Source organism: Halomonas sp. ATBC28, assembly GCF_005937175.1.
Taxonomy (GTDB): domain Bacteria; phylum Pseudomonadota; class Gammaproteobacteria; order Pseudomonadales; family Halomonadaceae; genus Vreelandella; species Vreelandella titanicae.
This window is the reverse complement of sequence record NZ_VCQL01000012.1, coordinates 23,571-47,919: the sequence shown is the minus strand read 5'-3', so window position 1 is coordinate 47,919 and position 24,349 is coordinate 23,571. Positions and strand designations below refer to the sequence as shown.

The following is a 24,349-nucleotide window of genomic DNA, read 5'->3' as shown; positions in this document are numbered from 1 at the left end:
AGTTTCTAAATGCACCATGGTCTATGGAATGGCTTTAGTAATGGGCTTATAAGCGCTCAATGATCAACGCGCCTTTCATTGGCTATCTCCAGCAGCGGTGTCTTCCAGGCGGAGTACGCTGCCGCGAATTTTGTAGGAACGCCCGCGGAACAAGGCAACGGTATCTCCGTGCTGATTGCGCAACGTAATGTCGTAAATGCCGGTACGCCCGCGGCGGCTGCGCTCTTCGGCGGTGGCGGTGATCTCGTCGCCCAGCTGGCCGGGGCCGAGGTAGTCGATACTGCAGCCAGCGGCCACGGTGGCTTCATCGTAGCTGTTGCAGGCAAACGCAAAGGCGGAATCGGCGAGGGCAAACAGAAACCCGCCATGGCAGTTGCCGTGCCCCTGCACCATGTCCTGGCGCACGGTCATGGTCAGTTCGGCGAAGCCGGGGGCCACGCGAGTAATACGCATGCCCAGCCCTTGGCTGGCGTGGTCACGGGAAAACATTGCCTCGGCGCAGGCTTCCGCCAGTTGCTGCGGGTTCAGTTGGGAATCACGCATGAAAGCTTTCCTCGTATAGGGCTTCGAGCCGAGCAAACACCTGACGCTTGGCCTCAAGGTTCTCGACGATAGCCTCGATAACCAAACGGCTATCGGTCAAGGCATTAATGGCGCCTGTGCTGATGATGCTAATAGTGGCGGTAGAGAGAAGGGTTGGCATATCACTCTCCCTTGAAGGTGGGGCGACGTTTTTCCATAAAAGCACTGACGCCTTCGCGGTAATCTTCGCTGCGCCCAGCAAGGCGTTGCAGGTCGCGTTCCAGGTCGAGCTGCTCGTTGAAGCTGTTATCGCTGCTGGCATGTAGGGCGCGTTTAATCAGCGCTAGGCCATGAGTGGGTTGAGTGGCCAGGTGGCGAGCCATGCTCATGGCTTCTTCTTGAAGCGCCTCATCGTCGACGCAGCGCCAGATCATGCCCCACTGTTCGGCGGTCTCGGCGGGCAGCTTGTCGCCCAGCATCGCCAGGCCCTTGGCGCGGGCCATGCCCACTAAGTTAGGCAATGTCCAGGTGCCGCCGGAGTCTGGAATCAAGCCGATCTTACAGAAGGCCTGAATAAAGCTTGCCGAGCGCGCGGCCAATACGATGTCGCAGGCCAGGGCGATGTTGGCACCGGCACCTGCGGCCACGCCGTTCACCGCACAAATGGTGGGGAACGGCATGTCTTTAAGGGCGCGCAGCATGGGGTTGTAACGTTTCTCAAGCGACTCGCCGAGGTCGGGGGCTTCTGCGTCGGGCGCGACGCTACGGTCGGAAAGATCCTGGCCGGCGCAGAAACCTCGACCGCTGCCGGTCAGCAGCAAAGCGCGAACGCTTGAATCCTGGCGCACGGCTTTTAGCACCTTGCGCATCTCGGCATGCATTTCGGTATTGAAGCTGTTCAAGCTTTCGGGGCGGTTCAGCGTGATGCAGGCGACGCCGTCTTCCACGCTGTAAAGCAGGGGCGCTTGGCTCATGGGTAATGTCCTTGTGTCAGTGCCCTTGAAAAGTGGCAGGTCGTTTTTATTGGAAGGCGCATGCCCTTTTCGCGGTCGGCGGTGCCCGCCAGTGACCGTTCGGCCTGTGATCCACAGGATGAATCTCTGCCGAGTATAGATTTATTTTGATACACATCAATATTATATGGGTGATTATAATGTGTCGCTTGTTGGTGTTGTTGGTAGTTTGTTATTTATTAACAATAACTTGTGTGACTTTTTTGCGAATATAAGATAATTGTTAGACGATGGTATAAAAAAACCAAGGTCGTCTAAAAAACTGACTTACAGCAGGGTGCGTCGAGTTTTTAGATAGCGGTGTGCCCATTCTTCAGTAGACGGCGACAGGTAAAGTGTTTGATGTTTTGTTACGCAAAATATAGTCTTTGTTTATATGGTGTATCAAAAAAGAGTGAGTGGAGGAGCGCCCCATGACGCAATCAGTGCAGCAAAGGCGCGATAACTCTAGGTGGCTACACAACTAATAAAGCAGTGGCCGAGCAGTTCGAAGAACTGGCGGTGGGGGCAACACCCCACACGGCCAATCAAGCTAACGGAGAGTGTTATGCCTTACTATCGACTTGAAGGGGTGACGCCGGTGGTACACCCGACGGCTTATGTCCACCCAACGGCAGTGTTGATCGGGGATGTGATCGTGGGCCCCAACTGTTATGTAGGCCCTGGCGCGGTGATGCGCGGCGATTTCGGCCGTCTTGTGCTGGAAGAGGGATCCAACCTTCAGGATACCTGTGTTATGCACGGCTTTCCTGGCTGCGTCACCAAAGTTGAGAAGGATGGCCATATCGGCCATGGCGCGGTACTGCATGGGTGCGTGATTGGGCGTGATGCCATGGTGGGTATGAACGCCGTGGTGATGGATGGCGCCAACATTGCTGAGAGGTCTATCGTTGCGGCAGCAGCGTTCGTTAAGGCGGGCTTCGAGTGTGAGCCCCAGTCGCTGGTGATGGGGGAACCCGCAAAGGTTAAGCGCGCGCTGAGTGATGAAGAGTTCGCCTGGAAACAGCAGGGTACCCAGGAGTATCAGCGCTTAGTGGGCCGTTGTCGGGACAGCCTGGAGCCCTGTGAGCCGCTGGCAGAACTCGATGCTGATCGTCCAACCTTGCTGGCTGGTGATACTCAACCCAAGCAGCAGACGCTGGATCAGTCGCCACAGCCATAAGGTGCGTTATGCCCGATGTGACGGCTGATTAAGCAGTCTCGTTAGGCGTTCAATCCAGCCCGCCGAAGCGCTGGTAGAAGCTGGGGCCAGGGGCGGGTAGTGGGCCCTCGGCGGTTTCCAAATGTTGATCCAACCAGCGTTCTGCACGTTCGTAGAGCAAACGATAAAGGTTGCGGCAGAGCTGATGGGCGTAGCGTCCTTCCCACGCCGTGGGGAGTAGTTCTTCAGGCAGGAGGGGGTCGCGTAATTGAACCTTGCGATACTCGTGAATAAGCAAAGTTCGGGCAATGAAGCACTCTTCTTGGCCTAAATGGTTCTCTGTGTTGAGCGCGTTCCAAAGGGGGCGAAACTTAACCAGAAAACGTTGGTAGAGCTCGGCTAATTCGTCGAGGTTCCAGCTCTCTCTGACCTGGAGACGCAGCGGCTTACTGGTCATGGGCTCCATGGTCTGCGTTTGCATTACAATCGTATCGTCTGCTGCATCTAGTTCTTGCAAAGCCGCCATGGTCTCTGCACATGACAGCGTGGGATGCGCCAGCACACCCTGAGCAAAACTACCAAAGCCTAGCCATTCGAGCTCGTCACGAATCTGCTGGCGCCGGTCTGGGGGAAGCTGTGTCAGCAATACCAATGTCCACTGTCCCGACCAAGCTGGCTGGGTGCCGTGATAGACACGCTTGAAGGCTTGTTCGAAACGACGCCGACCAGGGCCACTCAACCGATAGTAGCTGCGACGACCAATCTTCTCTCCCCGTAGCCAGGTTTCATTGGTCAGCCGGTAAACCGATGTACGCACCAGCCGCTCATTGATACCGATGGGCTCCACCAGTTTCGATAGACTGCCTAACCACACAGTGCCGCCCCGCGGAACGATAGAGTCGCCATAGACGGTAATAATCAATGAACCGGCGCGAATTGGCCGACGCTTCTGGAAGTCATCAATAAGCGTAGCGACGCAGTCTTTAGCTGACGACATGGTGAAAGTTGATTCCCTTTGCGGTGAGGTTGTCGCTAAAAACGACAGAAAATATGACGAATACAAAAGATTATCGTATCACGTTTTTTTTGTCGTTTGGCCTGAGACGATCCTCTCTTGATAGGAAGTCGCTGCGTCCACTTCCTGGCGTAATGGCGTCTATGAGCGCTGTAATGCTTTGCCAATTCAGGTTTTAAGGTAACCGTCCAATGTGTACATTATCACTGGAAGAATTGTGAAAAGTACCATGGCTATGACTAATAGCAGGGACGGTGTGTTTAATGCGATAAAGAGCCGCTTAGTTATAGTCTTCCGAAGGGGGTATGTGAAAGCTGAGGGCGCCCTGAATAGACCCTCTTTATGTGGATTAAGTGGGCGAAGAAAATAGCTGACTTAATCATGAGCTAGCGGAGCCAGCTCACTCTTTATCGCGTCTTATCGGTGGAATTGCTTTTCGCGTTCGGGCTGCCAATAAATAGCATCGATGCGGAGTCGTGCCTCGGTATTATTGGGTAACGGCCATTCGATGATGTCGCCCACTTTGAGGCCGATCAATGCAGCACCAATAGGTGCCATGACCGAAATGCCGTCCGCTACGCTTTCCAGGGAGTGCGGATAGACGAGGGTACGAATCATCTTAAGCCCTCGGGTAAGGTCGGTGAAGCGAACCTGGCTATTCATGCTGACCACGTCATCCGGAATATCCTCGGGATCGCAGACTTCACCTCGTGCTAGCTCTTCCTCAAGTAGCTGAGCCACGGCCATGTCTTTCTCGGATGCATTGTCGATCAAGCGCTGGAGGCGTTCGGCATCAAGACGGTTAATAATAATAGCAGGACGTTGTCCCATGATTACTCTCCTTAGAAAGCAATAAGTTTAAACCAATAAAAAACAGCCCTTCCCCAATAAAGGAAGGACTGCGTGCTTTTTATAGTATAAGCGATTTATAAAATAAAGACGATCAGGTGACCCCTTGTTCAATCATAGCATCAGCCACCTTTCTGAAACCTGCAATATTGGCGCCTAGTACCAAATTGGTTTTATCACCAAACTCTTCGGCTGTATCGGCGCACTGGCGGTGAATATTGGCCATAATCTGTTTTAATTTTTGGTCGACTTTCTCCAGTGGCCACTGCTCCATGCTGCTATTTTGTGCCATTTCTAACTGACTGGTAGCAACGCCACCTGCATTGGCCGCCTTGCCGGGCCCATAGGCAATTTTAGCGTCTAGAAAAAGGTCGACGGCCTCTTTGGTAGAAGGCATGTTGGCCCCTTCACTGATACACGTTATGCCATTAGCGAGCAGAATTTCCGCATCGCTTTCGGTCAGCTCATTCTGCGTCGCGCAGGGGAACGCAACATCGGCTTGAATACGCCATACGGCATTCCCGCCCTGAGGATAGTCACGGGCAGAAATGTAGTGCGCGTCAGGGTGCTCATGTAAGTAGGCTTCTAAAGAGGTGCGCTGCACTTCTTTGAGCTGTTTGAGTAAGCCTAAATCAATACCGTTTTCATCGTGAATGGTGCCACGTGAATCGCTGCAGGTGACTGGTTTAGCACCCAGTTCGTATAGCTTCTCAATGGTATAGATGGCTACATTGCCAGCGCCGGAAACTAGGCAGGTCTTATCGCGCAGTTCTTCTCCCCGGGCAGCCAGCATGTTTTGTGCAAAGTACACCGCACCGTAGCCGGTGGCCTCTTTACGGCCTAGCGAGCCTCCCCAATTTAGCCCCTTACCTGTTAGCACGCCCTCATAGTGGCCAGTGAGTCGTTTGTACTGGCCAAAGAGATAGCCAATTTCACGCGTGCCGACACCGATATCGCCTGCAGGTACATCGCAGTGAGGACCAATATGGCGGTAGAGCTCGCTCATAAACGCCTGACAAAAGCGCATGATCTCGTTATCTGATTTTCCTTTGGGGTCAAAATCGGCGCCGCCTTTACCGCCGCCGATTGGCAAACCGGTTAACGCATTTTTGAAAATTTGCTCAAAGCCGAGAAATTTGATGGTGCCCGAGGTAACGCTGGGATGGAATCGTAAGCCACCCTTGTAAGGGCCAAGGGCAGAGTTGAACTGAACGCGATAGCCTTTGTTGACCCGCACTTTCCCAGCATCATCTACCCAGCTTATCCGGAACATGATTTGTCGTTCGGGCTCGACTATTCGCTCAATAATGCTGTGGTGATGATAGTAATCACTTTGCTCAAGTAGCGGGCGCAGGCATTCGAGCACTTCTTCAGTGGCTTGATAAAATTCTGACTGTGCAGGGCTGCTTTTATTAAGGCGTGTCAGCGTATCGTGAACGTAGGGCATCGGAGCATATCATCATAGTTATTCAACAGAGTATTGGCTGGCCAGAGCGTTAGAATATTTAACTGGCAGCATGCTTCTGTGCATAGCCTATGCCGGTTCGGTATGGGCAAATATGATGGGGGGTTTAGACTAAAGTATGCGTTTGAAAGGTTCGCCTCGCTTATTTTACACAATCTAATAAACGATGGATAAACGTTTTGAATTGGTTGAGGTTTTTGTATAGCGTCTAGATAGATGTGCTACCGGCCGGAAACTTGGTCAATCCCCATTTCTTCGCTGCAGCCTTCTATCGAAATAGCTATCAACAGCAGTGTAGACTCTTTTCGAGCTATAATTAATTTAATAGAAGCGCTTTATCTATTGCTATAAACCCACTGGCCGCATTTATTAGCGACGCTGCCGTCAGTTGGGGAACGCCATAAACTTCGACTTTTTTGCCATGCTTAGCACGGATTTTTTGGACTAGTAGATCAAAGTCGCCATCGCCGGATACCAGCACGATTACATCTGCCTGTTCTGCGTACTCCATGGCGTCAAGCGCGATGCCTACATCCCAATCGCCTTTTGCGGAACCGTCTGACCGCTGAATAAAAGGCTTTAATTTCACCTCAAAACCAATCGCTCTGAGTATGTTTTGAAACTCTCGCTGCTTTTGGTCACCTCGATCGATGGCATAGCAAACAGCTTTAATAACCTCTCTGTTAGCGGTTACTCGTGCCCAGAATTTGTTGTAATCAAAGTTTTTGCCATATGCTTCGCGCACGGTGTAATAGACGTTTTGAATATCAACAAATACGGCAACGGTGGTCATCAATTCGCCTTTTCAGGAACATATTAGAAGAAGCCGGGTTAGCTAACACCAGTCTAACACTCAGCCGGTTGTCGCCCTTCATCCGTTGGGCGCAAGGCTATAGAAGATCATTTTTGTACAATTATCGGTAGCTTTTGTATGAATTTTTGATTTTGAATGTCGTCATATGTTGACCTATGCCAACCTCTACCTCGTATGCGCTAATGCGGCTTTGTCTCATTTAGTGAGATGAACTCGTGAATTTGTCTTGTTATGTTTTAGCTCACATAGACAAATAACGATAAACATAATGCCGGTAAATGAAAGCATCACCTCATCAGGCCCTACCACTCTCGTTCATGCCATGCAGATATTGCAGGTTACTGCACGTGGCGGCCACCGGGGTGCAAGTGTAGACGATTATCTGAATGAATTGAGTTTCAGCCGTCCTACTCTCTATCGGTTGTTAAAAGGTCTCAAGCAGCAGGGATTTTTACGATCTTCTCCCATTCGTGGGCGTTACCTGCTGGGTTATGAGCTGCTGGTGCTTGGCGCCCAAGCGGGAAATGGTGCTGGGTTGCGTGATTTGGCCCGGCCAAGGTTGCTGACACTCGCGCAGCGCTGGGGAGACAGCTTCTATCTGTTCGCTCGCGATGGCGTCAATGCCGTTTGCCTGGAAGTGCAGAACGGCGCTTATCCCGTGGGCAGCTTCGTTAGGGCGACGGGTGGACGTTTGCCGCTAGGCGTTGGCCAAGCGTCGATTGCCTTACTTGCCTACCTGGGGGCTGATGAGCGAAGCGAAATACTCAACCATAACGCTGAGCGTCTGATAGACGAATACTCGATTGCCATCGCTGACATCGAAGCCGAAATTGCCCATCAACTGAAACATGGTTACGCCCGTGGAGTAGAAGGTTCTTTACTTCCGGAATACAGCGGCCTGGCCATTCCTATCCTCGATCATAGCGGCCACCCCCTGGGTGCCATGAGTTGTTCGATGCTCAAATCGCGTATGACGAAGCGCCATAAGCTGGACGTACTCCAAGGCATGCAGGAAGAAGTGGCTGCCATGGTCAATCAGGCCCATGGCCTGCTGTATCTGGATTAACTCTCTATGCCACACACTACGCACCCAAGCCATCAACGCCCTTGCGGCTGGAACGCTTGGCTAACCGAGCGCCAGCCGCGCCCCGCCTTAAGTGGTCAATCTGAGGCAGATGTCGTCATCATCGGGGCTGGTTATACCGGTTTTGCGGCAGCCTCGGCCTGGCAGCAGGCGCGCCCTGAAGACCGCATCAAAATCCTCGAAGCTGACCAGGTAGGTGAAGGGAGTCCAGGGCGTAACTCCGGCTTTATGCTGGAAATTGCTCTAGCCAACGATGCTCGCCCCGAAGAGCTTGAGCGCATGGAGAAGCTGAACGCGTTAAGCCGACAAACCATGGCGTTACTGCGCGAGCGTGTCGAACGCCTAGGCATTGACTGCCAACTCGAGCGTAGCGGCACCTATCGCGCTGCCCGTAGCACGATAGGCCAACGTGCCTTGAGCCAGTATGAGGAGTTTCTGAAAGCTGCCGGTCTGTCTTGCCAGACCTTGAACGGCAGCCAACTCGCTGAGCGAATCGGTACGCGCTACTACACACAGGGTATTTATTCACCGGACTGCTATCTCGTCCAGCCTGCAGCATTGATTGTTGGCTTAGCGGATTCATTGGAAGCCGGCATCGAGCTGCATGAACACTCGCCCGCGACTCAAATAGTGCCAGATGGCAAGAAGTGGCGCGTTACGACACCCGAAGGTGAAGTGACGGCTGGTCAGGTGATTCTGGCCAATAACGCTTTCTCTAGGGCTTTGGGTGCAGACAGTTCGCGGCTAACCGCTATTTATACCTATGCCGCTATTACCGATCCTTTACCGCAGCCCGAGCGCCAACGCATCGCCGAGACGACGTGGGGGCTGCTACCTGCACACCGCTTAGGTTGTACGCTGCGCACCACCGCTGACGGACGTTTGATGATCCGCTCGCGTTACAGCTATGAGCGCGAAGCGGATAACGCCCGTATCGAGGCCGAACTGAAAGCGAGCCTTGAGGCCCGCTACCCCGAACTTACCCCAGTGCGCTTCGACAAGGTTTGGGGAGGTACCACCGGGCTGACTTATAACGGCGCTCCGCTCTGGGGCGAGATCCAGCCCGGATTATATGTATCAGCGGGGTGCAATGGCGGCGGTATCGTCAAGGGTACCTTTCTGGGTGATGCTTTGGCTCGCCACGCGCTCGGCCAACCGGTTGAGGATATTGCGTCTTTATTCGGCAAAGCGAGCTGGATGCCGCCCGATCCCGTACGTCGGTTGGGTTTCTACCTGACCAGTGAAATGGAGCGCCGTAAGGCAAAAAACGAAACCTGACTCCACCCACCACTATAAAAAAAGAGAGATGACAATGGATCCTCAAGATCATATCGGGCTGCTGTCCGTCATGCCGGCGGCATTGGCCATCGTGCTGGCATTTGTCACCCGTAATACGGTTTTCTCGCTGGCTGTTGCTTGTTTCGTTGGGGTGATTACCCTGGGCAATGGATTGATGGGGTTTCCGACGCTGCTCAAGGAAACCCTGGGCACCACCAGCTTCTCCTGGATACTGCTGTTGGAGCTATTCATTGGCACGGTGATCGCTTTTTTCCAGCGCACCGGGGCGATTCAGAACTTTACCGCCTGGGTGGAACGCCGTGCCTTATCGCGGGTGCGGGTTCAATTGGTTGCCTGGGTGATGGGCATGTTCGTTTTTTTCAGCGACTACTTCAGCCCTCTGTTTGTCGGCAGTACTATGCGTGGACTGACGGATCGTTACCGGGTCTCGCGGGAAAAGCTGGCGTATATCGCTGACTCCACCTCGGCTCCGGTGAGTGTAATGGTGCCTATCACTGGCTGGGCAGTGTTTATCTCCGGTTTGTTGATCGGCATGGGCCCCATCGAAAATGCTGCCCAGGCGATGGGGGTATTTCTGCATGCCATACCTTTCAATCTCTATGCATGGCTATCGGTGTTGGTGGTCGGGCTGGTGATCGTGGGCGTCATTCCGCTCTTCGGGCCGATGCGTGAAGCTGAGCGTCGGGCTCAGGAAGAGGGCAAAGTGCTACGCGATGGGGCAGAACCGCTGGTGGGTGAGGAACTGACGGAAATTCCGCCTTATGAAGGAGCACGTACCAGCCTGTTTTGGAATTTTTTCGCCCCGGTGCTGGTAGTGATCGGCGTTGCGGTGGGCACCTTTATCGTGATGGACTCGGCCAAGACCATGGAGGCATTTCTGGCGGCTTCCGTGTTTCTCGGTATCGTTATGCGCCTTCAGGGCATCCCCTTCAACGACATTATGAAAACCTCGATGGCAGGGATGAAGGGAGTAATGCCAGCCATTATCATTCTGGCGTTAGCCTACTCGTTGAATCAACTTTCCAAAGACATGGGCACGGCCAACTATATCGTCGAAGCCACAGCTGGCTGGCTAACACCTGCTTTGCTTCCGGCCATGACGTTCCTTATTGCCGCCGTTATCGCTTTTTCCACCGGCACTTCATGGGGCACTTTCGCTATCATGATGCCACTCGCCGTGCCGCTCGCCTTTAACTTTAGCGGCGATATGGTTACACCGCTGGTGTATGCCACAGTGGCCGCTGTGGCAGGAGGCGGTGTCTTCGGGGATCACTGCTCACCCTTGTCGGATACCTCTGTGCTCGCTTCGACCGGGGCCGCCTCTGATCATATCGACCATATCAAAACGCAAATTCCCTTTGCGCTAGCCGTCGCCTTGCTTTCCCTGGCCATGTATCTGTTGCTCGGCCTTACCCTGTAACCCTCTCCGCCCTGCGATAACAGAGAGGGCGTTGTCGTAGGGCTAACATCATTTGATACTACCCGGCTGGGCGGCATATCAAGTTCATCAATATTCTTTCTGCTGCGTCTTACGCATCAATGCTATCTTGATCGCTATCCGAACTCATGGGTCAGTCTATGAGTCCGCAACTGAACGCTATTGCAGCAAGTTAATGAGCTGGCCTTTCTGGCTAAATCAATAGAAAGGGAGTGGCGAAAGCCTCGATGGCAGTTCTACTCAAATAAGCATTGATGGCTTAAACAGTTCCGTACGGTCGATGGATTGACCCGACAGCATGAACTCTCCCATACCCCGGTAGTGCAGCGATTCTTCCTCATCTGCCGAAGGCGCTGCGTGGGCTTTAACGACCTCAAAAATAAACAGGTTGTAGCGTTCAATCATGGCGTCATCGTGCAAGCGGCACTCGAAAGACGCATAGCACTCCTCTATCCGTGGCGCTCTGACCTTTTCTGACTTGCCTGGGGTTAGCTCAAACGCTTTGAACTTGTCGATCTCGCTTCCTGAACAGTTACCGATACCCACGACCTTATCGACAAGTGATGCCGAAGGAATATTGATCACGCATTCACCGCTGTTGCACACCAGCGCATGGGAGTGATTCCCGGCATCAATAACGCAGCCTAGGAGTGAGGGGGAGAACGCCATGACCATGTGCCACCCCATGGTCATGATGTTGGTTTGTTGTTGCCATTGTGATGACACCAGCACAATCGGGCCAGGTTCAAGAAAGTGCCTGACGTTGGAGACAGGAAAATCCTTCTTCGCTATCGGGTGTGGCATAAATAATCTCCGATTAGATCAGCTAGGCAGTCGGGCGGCGCATTAAGGTCATCAATACCCCAGCGCCAATCAAACTACCGGCGCCGCAGCGGTGTAAGAGGCGGAGAAACTTGGCGGTCATCAGCTGTCGGCTAGTGGTCGACAACAGTGTGTAGCCGAGATCTGAGATGACACCTATCACAAGAAACGTAGCAAACAGAATCGCCAGCTGGGGCGCCAGAGGTTGGGTTTGGTTAATAAACTGCGGCATGAATGCCATGAAGAATAGAATGCTTTTGGGGTTTAGCAGCGTCACCCAGAATGCTTTTGCGGTGCTTTGCTGAACGTTCACCCCAGAGGCTTCCAGGTCATTCAATTGGCCAGATTCACGCCACATCTTGATGCCTAGATAAAGCAGATAGAGAACCCCTAGCCATTTAACCATGGCGAATAGCTCCGCCGATGCCATCAGCAACGCGCCTACGCCGGCAAACGAAAGTGACATCGCCACCAGGTCACCCAAGAAAAAGCCAGGCAACATCGCCAGAGCAGCTTTGCGGCCTTGATTGATACCGGTCACTATCAGTAGAGCAACGGCGGGGCCGGGGGACGCGATGAACAAAAACGAAGCCAACACAAACGATAGCCAAAGCTCAATCGACATAGCGTTAATCTTCCTGTTGTTGAATTATTAACTTTATCTCGCCGTATAGTTGTAAGCCCTGGAACGCCGCGTGGCAATTATGTTCAGTGGTCATTCTCTCACCTATGTGAGTGAGGGAAGATATGGCTGGTAGTCCTTGGTGGAGGCTTCCGTAAGCCTGAAAGCGGACATTCAACAAAGGCTGCCTGCTTAACTCCACTTATCGTTCTGATGATCACTGGAGATTACCCGCTACCTGTTCAAAATCTGCATTGCTCATCGCGGAAGTTGCGAAGACAATGCTCATAGCGACCTTGTATACATGCAGCCAATGGCAGTGGAGGACTCCGCATGAAAGCGTTGTCGAACATGGGGTTTGCCCTATTTGGAGCCGCGCTGGTAGCGATCAGTTACGGGCTTGCACGTTTTGCCTTTGGTCTGTTTGTACCTTCTATCAGTGCCGAGCTTTCGCTGACGTCTTACTTGGTCGGCATTATCGGGGCGCTGCCGTTTATTAGCTTTGTGCTTTCCACACTGGTCGCGCCGCTTGCCGCTGATCGGCTCGGTGCGCGCAACTTAGCCATTCTCTCAGGGGCTTTCGGTGTTGGCGGTTTAGCATTGATCAGCCAGTCGTCAGACGCGCTATCGCTTGGTATTGGTGTGTTTATCTGCGGGATCTGCACTGGTTTAATGATGCCCGCGCTGACCGCTGCGATGCAGGCGCTGGTGAGCCGTGCAATGCATGGGCGCGTCAGCTCGATTATGAATGCCGGTACTAGCATCGGTATTATCGTGGCGGTACCGACCGTTGTGTTCTTGTCGGATGCATGGCGACTGACCTACACGATATTTGCTGCTCTTACCGCTATGGGGGTCGTGGCGGCATGGTACTTCATCCCTTCAGTGTCACGGGTCATTCCAGCTAATGCTGCACCACCACCGCCCATCACTAGGTCGCAATGGTCGCGCCTCATTCGGCTTACGATTTTTGCCTTCGCAATGGGCTTTGTATCTGCGCCGTACTGGCTTTTTGCTCCCGATCTGGCGGTTACCCTTGGCGCGCTCTCTCCAGGGCACACCGGATGGCTATGGTTCGCGGTAGGTATCGCCGGGCTCGGCGGTGCCGTGATAAGTGATTTGGCCGACCGTAATAATCCACCCATCACCCAGGCGTTGATGTTGATGATGCTGTCTTCAAGCTTGGCGTTGCTGGCCGCTAGCCCTGGTCAATTAGCGCTGGCGATATTTTCCGCGATGGTTTTCGGTCTCGCTTACATGAGCTTAACGGGGCTGTACCTGATGACCGGCATCCGACTGCTGCCTGGGCGGTTATCGATGGGGCCGGTATTACCCTTTATGGCCTGCGCGCTTGGGCAGGCGGTGGGCTCGCCGGTGATTGGTGTGCTGGTCGACAGGCTTGGGTATGCGGATGCGTTTTCGATCTTTTCTGTGGTCGGCATCCTGGTCGCGGTGCTATCACCGCTTTATCCGGGCCACATCGACTATTTGACAGAAGAAGAGCCGCAACCGACAGAGGTTGAAGATACTGGCCTTCAGGCCGCTTACGATCATCAACTGCTGGATGAAAACGGTGACCCCATCAAACCTGTTGCTGAAGATGCCGAGGCCCCTTAGCTGAGTAAGCTACTAGCCAGCTTAGGCGCTTGGCGAGAGGCTGCATTGCATTATCCTCCGTGACTTTACAAAGGTTTCGGAAACGACCTCCAGTGTTGCATTTGCGACGGAGAGCCAAGTTCGCGCAATCGTTTTGTCGCTATCCGCCCTATTCGTGCCAATATACGACCAAAGAGCAATGCCACCCCTGAACTAGTGAGTATTCACGCTAGTAAAGGGAAACTAAAAGACGCCAGCGACGCCTACATACTAATAAGAAAAAAAAAGATGATTAAAAGGTGACGGAGGGTAAAACCATGACATCAAATCTAGCAAAAGACCCGGCAGCAAATACCAATCGTGCGGGCGAACCGCAAACCCTTGGTTTTCTACTATTAGATAATTTCACACTGATTTCCCTGGCGTCGGCGATAGAACCTTTACGGATGGCCAATCAACTGGCCGGTCGTGAGTTGTATCGCTGGTTTACCCTGACCCAAGACGGTCTGCCCGTACGCGCCAGCGATGGGCTGCAGGTGACTCCTGATGCCTCTATGCAGACCCCGCTCTCGCTTGAGTGGGTGGTCGTTTGTGGCGGGGTAGGTCCGCAGCACAGCGTTACCCGTGACCACATACGCTGGCTTCAGTCGCAGTCACGCCAGTTAAAACGATTAGGCTCGGTATGTACGGGCAGTTGGGCGCTAGGGCAGGCCGGATTGCTGGATCACTATGAAACCAGTGTGCACTGGGAGTGTCTGGCCTCCATGCAGGAAGCGTTCCCCAACGTTATTCTGACCCCGCACCTTTTCTCTATTGATCGTGATCGATTCACCGCTTCAGGCGGCACAGCGCCGCTCGATATGATGCTCAACCTGATTGCTCACGACCATGGGCGCGAGCTTTCGGCAGGCATTTCCGAGATGTTTATCTATGAACGCGTGCGTAACGAGCAGGATCAGCAGCGGGTACCTCTTAAGCACGTGCTGGGCACCACTCAGCCTAAGTTGTTAGAAATTGTGGCGTTGATGGAATCCAACCTTGAAGAGCCCATCGAGCTCGACGAACTGGCAAGCTATGTGAATGTTTCACGGCGCCAGTTGGAGCGGTTGTTCCAGCGCTATTTGCTTTGTTCACCGTCTCGTTATTACCTCAAGCTGCGTTTAGTGCGCGCTCGTCAGTTGCTCAAGCAAACGCCTCTGTCGATTATCGAGATTGCTTCTGTTTGCGGTTTTGTGTCCACGCCTCATTTTTCCAAGTGTTATCGAGAATATTTTGGTGTGCCGCCGAGAAATGAGCGCTTGGGTGTGCACGACCGTCAAGGAAATAACCCTGCTAAGTCGCCATCGTTAATTCAGCGATGGGGGGGCGAGCCTTACAAAAGCGAACCTCTTTCGAGTGCCCAGCAGGCGCTTGCCCATGCTCAGGGTGAGCCTACCTTTGCCAGCGTGCCGCTACTGAGCTGATAGGTACTTCGTCACCACTATTCCAAACCTGCTGTCCACCTCCGGGCAGCAGGTTTTTTAATAGCTGCTATCTCTAACGTACTCCACCTCTGCGAAGTGAGCGGGTGCGCGGGTAGTTGTCGTGTTCACGACACCATGACGCTTTTGGAATTTCCGCCGTCGTTTCCAAGAGCAGTCCAATCCAACGTCAGCGCTATGCTCGCTACATTAATCAATATTGGAGCTTAGCTATGACCCCCTCTGAACTGCACAATGACGCCATCGTCATTGATGGTCTGATCATCGCCAAATGGAATCGCGAGCTGCTTGAGGACATGCGTCGCGGCGGTCTTACCGCTGCCAACTGCACCGTCTCCGTGTGGGAGGGGTTTCAGGCCACGGTCGATAATATCGTCAAATCCAACCAGCTGATGGCGGAGTGTAGCGACCTGGTGCGCCCTGTTCGTACCACTGCTGACATCACGCGGGCGAAAGAGGAGGGCAAGACCGGCATCATCTTTGGCTTTCAGAATGCTCATGCTTTCGAAGACCAAATTGGCTACGTAGAGATTTTCAAGCAGTTGGGCGTGGGCATCGTGCAGATGTGTTACAACACCCAGAACCTGGTGGGTACCGGCTGCTACGAGCGGGATGGCGGCTTATCCGGGTTTGGCCGTGAGATCGTCGCCGAGATGAACCGCGTGGGTATGATGTGCGACCTCTCCCACGTTGGTGCCAAAACCTCCGAGGAAGTCATTCTCGAGTCCAAAAAACCAGTCTGTTACTCCCACTGCCTGCCCTCCGGCCTCAAAGAGCATCCTCGCAACAAATCTGATCAAGAGCTGAAGTTCATTGCTGACCACGGCGGTTTTGTAGGTGTCACCATGTTTACCCCGTTCCTCAAGAAAGGGGTCGATTCCACCATCGATGATTACTGTGAGGCCATCGAGTACATCATGAATATCGTCGGTGAGGATGCTATCGGCATCGGTACCGATTTTACCCAAGGGCACGGTCAGGAGTTCTTCGAGTGGCTGACCCACGACAAGGGCTACGCACGCCGCCTGACCGACTTTGGCAAGATCATCAATCCCGAAGGAATCCGCACCGTGGGAGAGTTCCCCAATCTCACCGAAGCGCTGCTCAAGCGCGGCATGAGCGAAACTCAGGTGCGCAAGATCATGGGCGAGAACTGGGTGCGCGTGCTCAAGGATGTGTGGGGCGCCTGATCAAGCGCAGGCGGCTGCCTCCGAAGCGAGGGGCGCCGGGAGCATGCCGTAGAGGAGGTCCGACGCCAGGGATGGCGTCGGTAGCGTCCAGGGATGGATTCATAGCGCCTCCTCATAGGCATGCTCCAGGGGTAGCCCCGTCGATAACCTGACATAACAAAGATTTGAGGAATATAACCGTGACCAAACTGGCCCCCGCACTGCCCATCGAAGTGGATAGCGAAACTGGCGTCTGGACGACCGATGCGCTGCCTATGCTCTATGTGCCACGGCACTTCTTTATCAATAACCACGTAGCCGTCGAAGAGGCGCTGGGTGCCGAGAAGTATGCCGAAATTCTTTATCACGCAGGTTACAAGAGCGCCTGGCACTGGTGTGAGAAAGAGGCCGAGCTACACGACATTAGCGGAGAGGCGGTATTTGAGCACTACATGAACCGCCTTTCCCAGCGCGGTTGGGGGCTATTTATTACTGAACAGATCGATCTCGATTCGGGCACTGCCCAAGTACGACTTGAGCACAGCGCTTTTGTTTACCAGCTTGGCAAAACCGGGAACAAGGAGGAGTACATGTTCACCGGTTGGTTTGCCGGCGCCATGGATCAAATCCTCGCGGCCAGCGGTAGCTCGCTGCGCACTGTGGCCGAGCAGACCCAGAGTGCCGCCGAAGAGGGCTGTGACGTCGGTCTCTTTACTGTCCAGCCGCTGACCGACGCCGCCCGTTAGCCAGGGGGAGAGGAGAGACAAACATGGCATTCGACGCAATTTTCCAGCCGATCGAGATCGGTAAGCTGACTATCCGCAACCGTGTGGTCAGCACCGCTCACGCTGAGGTGCATGCCACCGACGGCGGTATGACCACTGAGCGTTACGTCAGGTACTACGAGGAGAAGGCCAAAGGGGGTTGTGGCTTATGTATTTGCGGCGGCTCATCGGTGGTGTCCATCGACAGCCCACAGGGCTGGTGGAGCTCGATAAACCTTTCTACTGATCGCATTATTCCGCATTTTCAAAATTTGGCAGACGCTGTGCACAAGCATGGCGGCAAGATCATGATCCAGATTACCCACATGGGCCGCCGCTCCCGCTGGGACGGTTTCGACTGGTCGACGCTGGTCTCTCCCTCTGGTATCCGTGAGCCGGTGCACCGCTCTACCTGCAAGACCATTGAGGAAGAAGAGATCTGGCGTATCGTTGGCGACTTTGCCCAGGCCGCGCGCCGAGCCAAGGAAGGGGGCCTCGACGGCGTTGAACTCTCCGCCGTGCACCAGCATTTGATTGATCAGTTCTGGAGCCCACGAGTTAATAAGCGTGAGGACGAGTGGGGCGGTAGCTTCGAGAATCGTATGCGCTTCGGTATGGAAGTGCTTAAAGCCGTACGTGCTGAAGTGGGTAACGACTTCTGCGTCGGCATGCGCATTTGCGGCGACGAGTTCCATCCGGATGGTCTTTCTCACGACGATATGAAGCAGATCGCCGCCTACTACGATGCCACCGGCCAGGTCGACTTCTTCGGCGTCATCGGCTCCGGTTGCGATACCCACAACACCCTGGCCAACGTCATTCCTAATATGTCCTACCCGCCAGAGCCTTTCCTGCATCTGGCGGCGGGGATCAAGGAAGTGGTGACCGTGCCGGTGATCCATGCTCAGAACATCAAGGATCCCAATCAGGCCCAGCGTATCCTCGAAGGGGGCTACGTAGACCTGGTGGGCATGACCCGGGCACATATTGCCGACCCTCACCTGATCGCCAAGATCAAGATGGGCCAGATCGATCAGATCAAGCAGTGCGTGGGCGCTAACTACTGCATCGACCGACAGTACCAGGGCCTTGACGTACTGTGTATTCAAAACGCCGCTACATCCCGTGAATACATGGGGTTGCCCCACATCATTGAGAAAACCGAGGGCGCCAAACGCAAAGTCGTCGTGGTGGGCGGTGGCCCTGGTGGCATGGAAGCGGCGCGCGTCGCCGCCGAGCGTGGCCATGACGTCACGCTGTTTGAGGCCGCTGACTCCTTGGGTGGGCAGATCACGATTGCCGCCCAGGCACCCCAGCGTGACCAGATCGCCGGTATCACCCGCTGGTTCCAGCTGGAGCTGGCGCGGCTAAAAGTCGACCTGCGTCTGGGCACCCGCGCCGATGAGGAAACGCTGCTCGATCTGCGCCCGGATATCGTGGTGCTTGCCACCGGTGGCCAGCCCTTCCTTAGCCAGCACCCCGAGTGGGGTTACTCGGAGAATGCTGAGGAGAGCCTGGTAGTCAGCACCTGGGATATTCTCTCTGGCAAAGTGGCACCAGGTAAAAACGTGTTGATTTATGACGCCATCTGCGAGTTCTCCGGCGTCTCGGTGGCGGATTTTATCGCCGATAAGGGCGCCAAGGTGGAGATCGTCACCGACGATATCAAGCCCGGTGCGGCGGTGGGCGGTACCACCTTCCCCACCTACTACCGCAGCCTCTACGAGAAGGAGGTGATCATGTCCTCCGACCTGATGCTGCATAAGGTTTACCGCGAGGGCGATGGCTTGGTGGCGGTGCTCGAAAACGAGTACACCGGGGCTCTGGAAGAGCGCGTGGTGGATCAGGTGGTCGTTGAGAACGGTGTACGCCCTGATGAGGCGCTTTATTACGCGCTTAAAGAGCAGTCCCGCAACAGAGGGCAGGTGGATCTGGAAGCACTCTATGCAATCCAGCCGCAGCCTTGTCTGAGCGAGTCAGGAGATGGTTTCCTGCTGTTCCGGCTAGGCGACTGCACGGCACCGCGTAACACCCATGCGGCCATTTACGACGCCCTGCGAATCTGCAAGGACTTTTGACTTAGGCGAAAGCCAACAATAATGCGGGGCGCCAGAGCAGCCCCGCCGCCGAAGCCAATGGCACCAAAGATGAGGTGAGCACCATGCTCGAAACGCTCTTGCCGATACTGATTTTTACTGCCCTGGCCCTGGCAGTAATCGGCGCTGTACGCCGTATACGCCTGTGGCGTCAGGGGCGCCCCTCGCGGGTGAGCCTGTTCAAGGGGTTGGTGGCCCTGCCGCGCCGCTATTTGGTGGATCTTCACCATGTAGTGGGGCGTGACAAAATGATCTCCAACACCCACGTGGCCACCGCCGGTGGCTTCGTGGCCGCCGCCGTGCTGATGATCCTGGTGCACGGTCTGGGGATCGCCAATCCACTGCTAGGCGGATTACTGCTACTGGCGAGCACCTCCATGTTCGTCGGTAGCCTCTTCGTGGCGCGGCGGCGGCTTAACCCTCCAGCTCGGCTCTCCAAGGGCCCCTGGATGCGCTTGCCCAAGAGTCTGATGGCGTTCTCGATAGGCGTCTTCCTGATTACGCTGCCCACGGTAGGTCTGCTGCCCGAAGGTCTGCTTGAAGGGGGCAGTAGCTGGTTGCTGGCGCTGGTATTAGCGGGCGTCGTGGCCTGGGGCCTGGGGGAAATGTTTTTTGGCATGACCTGGGGCGGGCCCATGAAGCACGCCTTCGCTGGCGCCTTACATCTGGCTTTCCATCGCCGCGCCGAGCGCTTTTCCACGAAAAAAGGCGGCGCTGGTCGCTCAACGGGTCTCAAGGCGCTAAACCTTGAGGATGAAGCGGCGCCTCTGGGCGTGGAAAAGCCTGCCGACTTTACCTGGAACCAGCTGTTGGGCTTCGACGCCTGCGTGCAGTGCGGTCGCTGCGAAGCGGTCTGCCCCGCGTTTGCCGCCGGTCAGCCGCTCAATCCCAAGAAGCTGATCCAGGACATGGTGGTGGGTATGGCGGGGGGCAGTGATGCTGCCTATGCTGGCTCCCCGCACCCTTCACAAGGGCTTGGGGGCAAGCCGGTAGGTGAACACGCAGGCTCTCCTCATGGGCCCATTGTGGCGCTGCAGGGGAAGGCTCTGGTCGACGCTGATACCCTATGGTCGTGTACGACCTGCCGTGCCTGCGTGGAAGAGTGCCCGATGATGATCGAGCACGTGGATGCGATTGTCGATATGCGCCGCCACCTGACCCTGGAGCGTGGCAAAACGCCCAACAAAGGCGCCGAAGTGCTCGATAATCTGATCGCCACCGACAATCCCGGCGGTTTCGACCCTGGCTCGCGGCTCAACTGGGCGGCGGATCTTAACCTACCGCTCATGGCGGATCTTAAGCAGGTCGATGTGCTGTTGTGGCTAGGGGATGGCGCTTTTGATATGCGCAATCAGCGCACCTTGCGCGCATTGATCAAAGTGCTGCGCGCCGCTGAAGTAGATTTCGCGGTATTGGGCACTGAAGAGCGCGATAGCGGCGATGTGGCCCGGCGTCTGGGCGATGAGGCGACGTTTCAATCCCTGGCGAAGCGCAATATTGCCACTCTGGCTCAGTATCGCTTCTTGAAGATTGTTACCTGCGACCCACACAGTTTTCATGTGCTGGGCAATGAGTACGGTGAGCTAGGGGGACATTATGAGGTACGTCACCACAGCACCTTCATTGCCGAGCTGTATGAGGCCGGTCGACTGGCGTTCGCGCCCTGGAAGGGTGGCAGCGTCACCTATCACGATCCCTGCTATCTGGGCCGCTATAACGGTGAATATGAGGCGCCTCGCAACGTGCTCAAGGCGCTGGGTATCCAGGTACAAGAGATGGAGCGCTCCAGTTACCGCTCGCGCTGCTGCGGCGGCGGCGGCGGGGCACCGATTACCGATATTCCCGGCAAGCAGCGGATTCCCGATATGCGCATGAATGACGTCAAAGAGAGCGGCGCCGAGCTAGTCGCAGTGGGCTGCCCTCAATGTACCGCCATGCTGGAAGGGGTGGTGGATGCCAGCGCCGAAGTGCGCGATATCGCCGAGCTGGTGGCCGATGCCCTGGTAGAGCGTCCCGCAGGTGATGCGTCTGATGGGCCCCGCCGACCTGCTGCAACGACGACGGCTGAAGAGGTGACCGTATGAGCGAGATTATTCGCCGCGACCCACGTCGTGAGTGGATCGCCCGAAATCGTCTGCACCCCGACAACGCCGCGGTGCTGGCCTCCCTGGGTGTAAACAGGGGCGGCGGAGCGGTCAGCGAATGGATGGGCCCCAACGGCGTGGTGCGCAAGGATCCTCGTGCCATCGGCTTTATCGGCCCCAATGGCGTCAAACGGATTGACCGCAGTGGCCTCCAGCAAGGGGGGCAGGCCACCGCGACCACCACGGCGGCCCGCGATAGCCGCCGCACGGTGACCATTGATCAGCCCGCCTTCCTGGTGGCCGTGGTGCCCGACCTGACCGGCGGGCGTCTCTCCGGACATGACAAGGATCTGCTGGGCCTGGCCCGGCGTGTGGCGGATGCCGACGCCGAACAGCCCGGCGCTGTGGTGGCGATCCTATTTGGTGAGTATAAGGGCGAGGGTGGCGGCGAGCTTAAGGAGCGGGCGCTGGGCGAAGCTGGGATCGATCGCGTCGTGCATCTTGATGATGAGTTTTACGCGGGGTTTGCGCCTGAAGCGCGTCTGGCGGCTTTAAGCGCCGTCGAACGGGAGATGACGCCGCGCTTCTGGCTGTTGCCAGACTCACCCCTGGGCGGAGCCGATCTGGGGCGGCGGCTTGCCTTACGCCTGGGTGAACGCGCTGCCACCGGGGTGTGGCAGGTGGAAGCTGATAATGAGGCCACTTTGGGTTGGCGCTGCACGGCCCGTGGTGCCGCTGGGAGCCTGGATATCCAGCGCCCTCTGCCGCGGGTTGCGCTGGCGCTGGCCGAGTGCGCCGAGCCGGTGGACGAGACGCGTCACGCGGCCGAGCACCTGAGTCTGGTGGCAACAATCCCCACCACCCTATCGCGTATAGAAGATCTGGGGCAGGTGGCAGTGGATCCCGCCGGCGTGGCGCTGGCCGAGGCTGAGTTCATCCTATCCGGCGGCAACGGCGTCAAACAGTGGGACGCCTTCCACCATGCCGCGAAAGTCCTCGGCGCTACCGAAGGGGCCTCGCGTGTCGCGGTGGACGACGGCTTTATGGCCCGCGATCGTCAGGTGGGCGCGACGGGCACCTGGGTGACCGCCCGAGTGTATATGGCGGTGGGTATTTCAGGCGCTATCCAGCACCTGCAGGGCATTCAGCGCTGCGACAAGGTGGTGGCGATCAATCTCGATCCGGGGTGCGACATTATCAAGCGCGCCGACCTGGCGGTGATTGGCGACAGCACGCAAATTCTGGCCGCGTTAGTGGCCATGGTGGAACAGCAGCGGGGAGGGCAGCGCGATGCAGCCTGATCGACAGCAACAACAGCAGGGAATCGACGTGGCAGTGCTGGTCTCCATCGGCCGTCACCCGACAACCGGACGCGCGCGGCGCGCCGAACAGGATGCCCGGGGCCTGGAGCTAGCGCTGGCCATGGAGGCCGAACTGCCGGGCACTCGGATTAGCGTACTGCATGCGGGGCCCCAGGCGGATGACAGCGAATTGGCGCTACGCAGCTACCTGGGCATGGGGCTCAAGTCCATGACCTTGCTCGAACAGCCCGCGGGCAGCGATGCCATTCTGTCCCTGGTGGAACATTTAGCCGCTACCTCGCCTCAGCTAGTGATCACCGGTGCCCGGGCAGAGCGCGGTGAAGGCTCTGGGCTTTTGCCCTATGCGTTGGCAGAACATCTCGGCTGGCCATTGGTTAATAGTTTGGCGTCGGTAGAAAAGGTGGAAAATGGCGTGGTAACGCTGCTTCAGGCGTTGCCAAGGGGCCAGCGTCGCCGTCTCAAGGTGCGCTTGCCCGCCATCATCAGCGTGGATGATGCAGCGCCGGTGGCGCGCCAGAGCGCCTTCGGCCCGGCGCGTCGAGCCACCTTTGCGATCACGCCCACTACCCCTGAAGCCGACAGCGAGCTGGCCCAGTGGCATCTGTCCCCTGCACGTAAACGGCCTAAGCGTCTGAAAATTGTCAAAGCCGCTTCGGCCAGAGATCGATTCAAGGCGGCAGCGTCCAAGTCAGAGGGCAAAGGCGGGCAGGTGCTCACCGATGTGTCCCCCGAGCAGGGCGCCGAGGCGATCTACAAGCTGCTCAAGGAAGAGGATGTACTGCGCTGACGCCAGCCGGTGCATCACACCGCGAACCATCACTCAAGCCCACCTTTTTCAGGTGGGCTTTTCTATTGACCGATAAAGCCCGGATAAAGCCGTAGGCGCTGCCTTTCCAGACGCAAGCCTATCCAGGCATGCACTACCAGCACCAGGATAACCACAGCACCACCGAGTAACGTTGAGGTCGTGGGTGTCTCCGCTAACAACCACCATACCCACAGCGTGCCCAATGCGGTTTCGACCAAATAAAACAGCGCCACCTCAGTAGACGACAGGTAACGGGTGGCGCTGTTGATCAGCACCGTGGCCAAGGGCATCTGCACCAGCCCCATCAGCGCCAGTACACCATAACGCTGGGCATCCAGATCCAGCGGCGAGGCCATGGGTAGGGCAACCGCCGCGGAGAGCAGCCCGCCACCGGCAATCACCGTCATAGGGTCAATGGCTGGAAAGCGGCGCAGCAGGGTCAGGTTGCCACCGATAGCTGCCGCGGCCGCCAAGGCATACAGGTTGCCTACCAGCATCCCCATGGCCCCCTCGCCCATGAACACCAAACCCATGCCCAGCATGCAGACAGCAATGGCCACCAGCGTACGCAGCGCGACGTTTTCGCCCAGGAAAATCCGCGAAAACAGCGCCGCAAACAGCGGCGCCGTACTTAGAATCACTACTACATTGGCCACGTTGGCGTTCATCACCGCCAGCACAAACAGACTGGAGATCAGGCCCAGCAGCAGCGCCGAGGCCAGTGAGGAGAGCGGGTTGCTGCTCAGTGTTGCCAGCCGCTTGCCTGCCCAGCATAAAAGCCCCAGCACGCAGAACATCAATAGACCGCGCCAGAACACGATGGTCCAGCCGTCGGCGCGCGCTAGGCGGATCAGCAACCCGTCGAAGCTGAGAAATATGACGCCCAGCACCACCATGAGCAGACCGCGCTGGTAAGGGCTTGACTGCATTGTCTTACTCCCGGCT

The 24,349-nt window shown here is 56.0% G+C and carries 22 protein-coding genes; 12 read left to right on the top strand and 10 right to left on the bottom strand.

Translation table 11 applies throughout. The annotated features are described in order from the left end of the window. Positions 1-75 precede the first annotated feature (75 nt). The 3 genes from paaI to paaG are packed head-to-tail and all read right to left on the bottom strand — an operon-like array spanning position 76 to position 1,496. On the bottom strand, positions 76-543 hold the full coding sequence (paaI, locus tag E0L35_RS14665) for a hydroxyphenylacetyl-CoA thioesterase PaaI (protein WP_138800668.1): 468 nt from the start codon (positions 541-543) through the stop codon (positions 76-78). Then, positions 536-703 (bottom strand): 3-hydroxyacyl-CoA dehydrogenase NAD-binding domain-containing protein, encoded by a 168-nt coding sequence (locus E0L35_RS26665; RefSeq protein ID WP_230804431.1) that lies wholly within the window; start codon positions 701-703, stop codon positions 536-538. The genes paaI and E0L35_RS26665 overlap by 8 nt, the downstream gene beginning before the upstream one ends. 1 nt (position 704) lies before the next feature. Then, positions 705-1,496 carry a 2-(1,2-epoxy-1,2-dihydrophenyl)acetyl-CoA isomerase PaaG gene (gene paaG, locus E0L35_RS14655; protein ID WP_138800667.1) on the bottom strand — a complete coding sequence of 264 codons (792 nt, stop codon included), beginning with the start codon at positions 1,494-1,496 and terminating at the stop codon, positions 705-707. Positions 1,497-2,082: 586 nt separating this feature from the next. On the opposite strand from paaG, the gene paaY reads away from it, so the two are divergent. Beyond that, positions 2,083-2,697, top strand: a complete 615-nt coding sequence (paaY, locus tag E0L35_RS14650) for a phenylacetic acid degradation protein PaaY (RefSeq protein WP_138800666.1) — start codon at positions 2,083-2,085, stop codon at positions 2,695-2,697. A 49-nt stretch (positions 2,698-2,746) separates the two neighbouring features. Here paaY and paaX read toward each other — a convergent pair whose 3' ends face one another. The 4 genes from paaX to E0L35_RS14630 all read right to left on the bottom strand — a co-directional run bounded on the left by paaX (position 2,747) and on the right by E0L35_RS14630 (position 6,798). Further along, entirely contained in the window at positions 2,747-3,673 is a 927-nt protein-coding gene (gene paaX / locus E0L35_RS14645) for a phenylacetic acid degradation operon negative regulatory protein PaaX (RefSeq protein WP_022521455.1), read from the bottom strand. Between the two features lie 435 nt (positions 3,674-4,108). Then, entirely contained in the window at positions 4,109-4,522 is a 414-nt protein-coding gene (gene rnk, locus E0L35_RS14640) for a nucleoside diphosphate kinase regulator (protein ID WP_022521456.1), read from the bottom strand. Positions 4,523-4,634: 112 nt separating this feature from the next. Next, positions 4,635-5,987, bottom strand: a complete 1,353-nt coding sequence (gene gdhA / locus E0L35_RS14635; protein WP_022521457.1) for an NADP-specific glutamate dehydrogenase — start codon at positions 5,985-5,987, stop codon at positions 4,635-4,637. Positions 5,988-6,321: 334 nt separating this feature from the next. After that, the gene (locus E0L35_RS14630; RefSeq protein WP_138800665.1) at positions 6,322-6,798 is read right to left on the bottom strand and encodes an NYN domain-containing protein; all 477 of its coding nucleotides are present in this window, start codon (positions 6,796-6,798) and stop codon (positions 6,322-6,324) included. 289 nt (positions 6,799-7,087) lie between these two features. Here E0L35_RS14630 and E0L35_RS14625 point away from each other — a divergent pair, with 289 nt between their 5' ends. The 3 genes from E0L35_RS14625 to E0L35_RS14615 are packed head-to-tail and all read left to right on the top strand — an operon-like array spanning position 7,088 to position 10,622. Further along, positions 7,088-7,885: an IclR family transcriptional regulator gene (locus E0L35_RS14625; RefSeq protein ID WP_022521459.1), complete on the top strand. Its 798-nt coding sequence runs from the start codon at positions 7,088-7,090 to the stop codon at positions 7,883-7,885. Between the two features lie 6 nt (positions 7,886-7,891). After that, a complete protein-coding gene (locus E0L35_RS14620; protein ID WP_138800664.1) occupies positions 7,892-9,181 on the top strand; it encodes an FAD-dependent oxidoreductase in 1,290 nt (429 codons plus the stop codon). A 34-nt stretch (positions 9,182-9,215) separates the two neighbouring features. Continuing rightward, entirely contained in the window at positions 9,216-10,622 is a 1,407-nt protein-coding gene (locus E0L35_RS14615) for a Na+/H+ antiporter NhaC family protein (protein ID WP_022521461.1), read from the top strand. A gap of 258 nt (positions 10,623-10,880) precedes the next feature. Here the strand turns inward: E0L35_RS14615 and E0L35_RS14610 are convergent, their stop codons facing one another. Together E0L35_RS14610 and E0L35_RS14605 are read right to left on the bottom strand one after the other, a co-directional pair. Continuing rightward, entirely contained in the window at positions 10,881-11,444 is a 564-nt protein-coding gene (locus E0L35_RS14610) for a flavin reductase family protein (protein ID WP_138800663.1), read from the bottom strand. A 22-nt stretch (positions 11,445-11,466) separates the two neighbouring features. Then, a complete protein-coding gene (locus E0L35_RS14605) occupies positions 11,467-12,087 on the bottom strand; it encodes a LysE family translocator (RefSeq protein WP_138800662.1) in 621 nt (206 codons plus the stop codon). A 330-nt stretch (positions 12,088-12,417) separates the two neighbouring features. On the opposite strand from E0L35_RS14605, the gene E0L35_RS14600 reads away from it, so the two are divergent. The 8 genes from E0L35_RS14600 to E0L35_RS14565 all read left to right on the top strand — a co-directional run bounded on the left by E0L35_RS14600 (position 12,418) and on the right by E0L35_RS14565 (position 23,383). Further along, positions 12,418-13,701 (top strand): MFS transporter, encoded by a 1,284-nt coding sequence (locus E0L35_RS14600; RefSeq protein WP_138800661.1) that lies wholly within the window; start codon positions 12,418-12,420, stop codon positions 13,699-13,701. 296 nt (positions 13,702-13,997) lie between these two features. Beyond that, entirely contained in the window at positions 13,998-15,143 is a 1,146-nt protein-coding gene (locus E0L35_RS14595) for a GlxA family transcriptional regulator (protein ID WP_138800660.1), read from the top strand. Between the two features lie 230 nt (positions 15,144-15,373). Next, entirely contained in the window at positions 15,374-16,351 is a 978-nt protein-coding gene (locus E0L35_RS14590; protein ID WP_138800659.1) for a dipeptidase, read from the top strand. Positions 16,352-16,530: 179 nt separating this feature from the next. Beyond that, complete coding sequence (locus E0L35_RS14585) at positions 16,531-17,076, top strand: DUF5943 domain-containing protein (RefSeq protein ID WP_138800658.1); 546 nt, start codon at positions 16,531-16,533, stop codon at positions 17,074-17,076. 23 nt (positions 17,077-17,099) lie between these two features. Further along, positions 17,100-19,172: a dimethylglycine demethylation protein DgcA gene (dgcA, locus tag E0L35_RS14580; RefSeq protein ID WP_138800657.1), complete on the top strand. Its 2,073-nt coding sequence runs from the start codon at positions 17,100-17,102 to the stop codon at positions 19,170-19,172. Between the two features lie 83 nt (positions 19,173-19,255). Then, positions 19,256-21,274 carry a (Fe-S)-binding protein gene (locus tag E0L35_RS14575; RefSeq protein ID WP_138800656.1) on the top strand — a complete coding sequence of 673 codons (2,019 nt, stop codon included), beginning with the start codon at positions 19,256-19,258 and terminating at the stop codon, positions 21,272-21,274. After that, the gene (locus tag E0L35_RS14570) at positions 21,271-22,575 is read left to right on the top strand and encodes an electron transfer flavoprotein subunit alpha/FixB family protein (RefSeq protein WP_138800655.1); all 1,305 of its coding nucleotides are present in this window, start codon (positions 21,271-21,273) and stop codon (positions 22,573-22,575) included. The genes E0L35_RS14575 and E0L35_RS14570 overlap by 4 nt, the downstream gene beginning before the upstream one ends. Beyond that, positions 22,565-23,383 carry an electron transfer flavoprotein subunit beta gene (locus tag E0L35_RS14565; protein ID WP_138800654.1) on the top strand — a complete coding sequence of 273 codons (819 nt, stop codon included), beginning with the start codon at positions 22,565-22,567 and terminating at the stop codon, positions 23,381-23,383. Before E0L35_RS14570 ends, E0L35_RS14565 begins: the two co-directional genes overlap by 11 nt. Before the next feature lie 62 nt (positions 23,384-23,445). Here the strand turns inward: E0L35_RS14565 and E0L35_RS14560 are convergent, their stop codons facing one another. Further along, positions 23,446-24,333, bottom strand: a complete 888-nt coding sequence (locus tag E0L35_RS14560) for a DMT family transporter (RefSeq protein ID WP_138800653.1) — start codon at positions 24,331-24,333, stop codon at positions 23,446-23,448. Positions 24,334-24,349 lie beyond the last annotated feature (16 nt).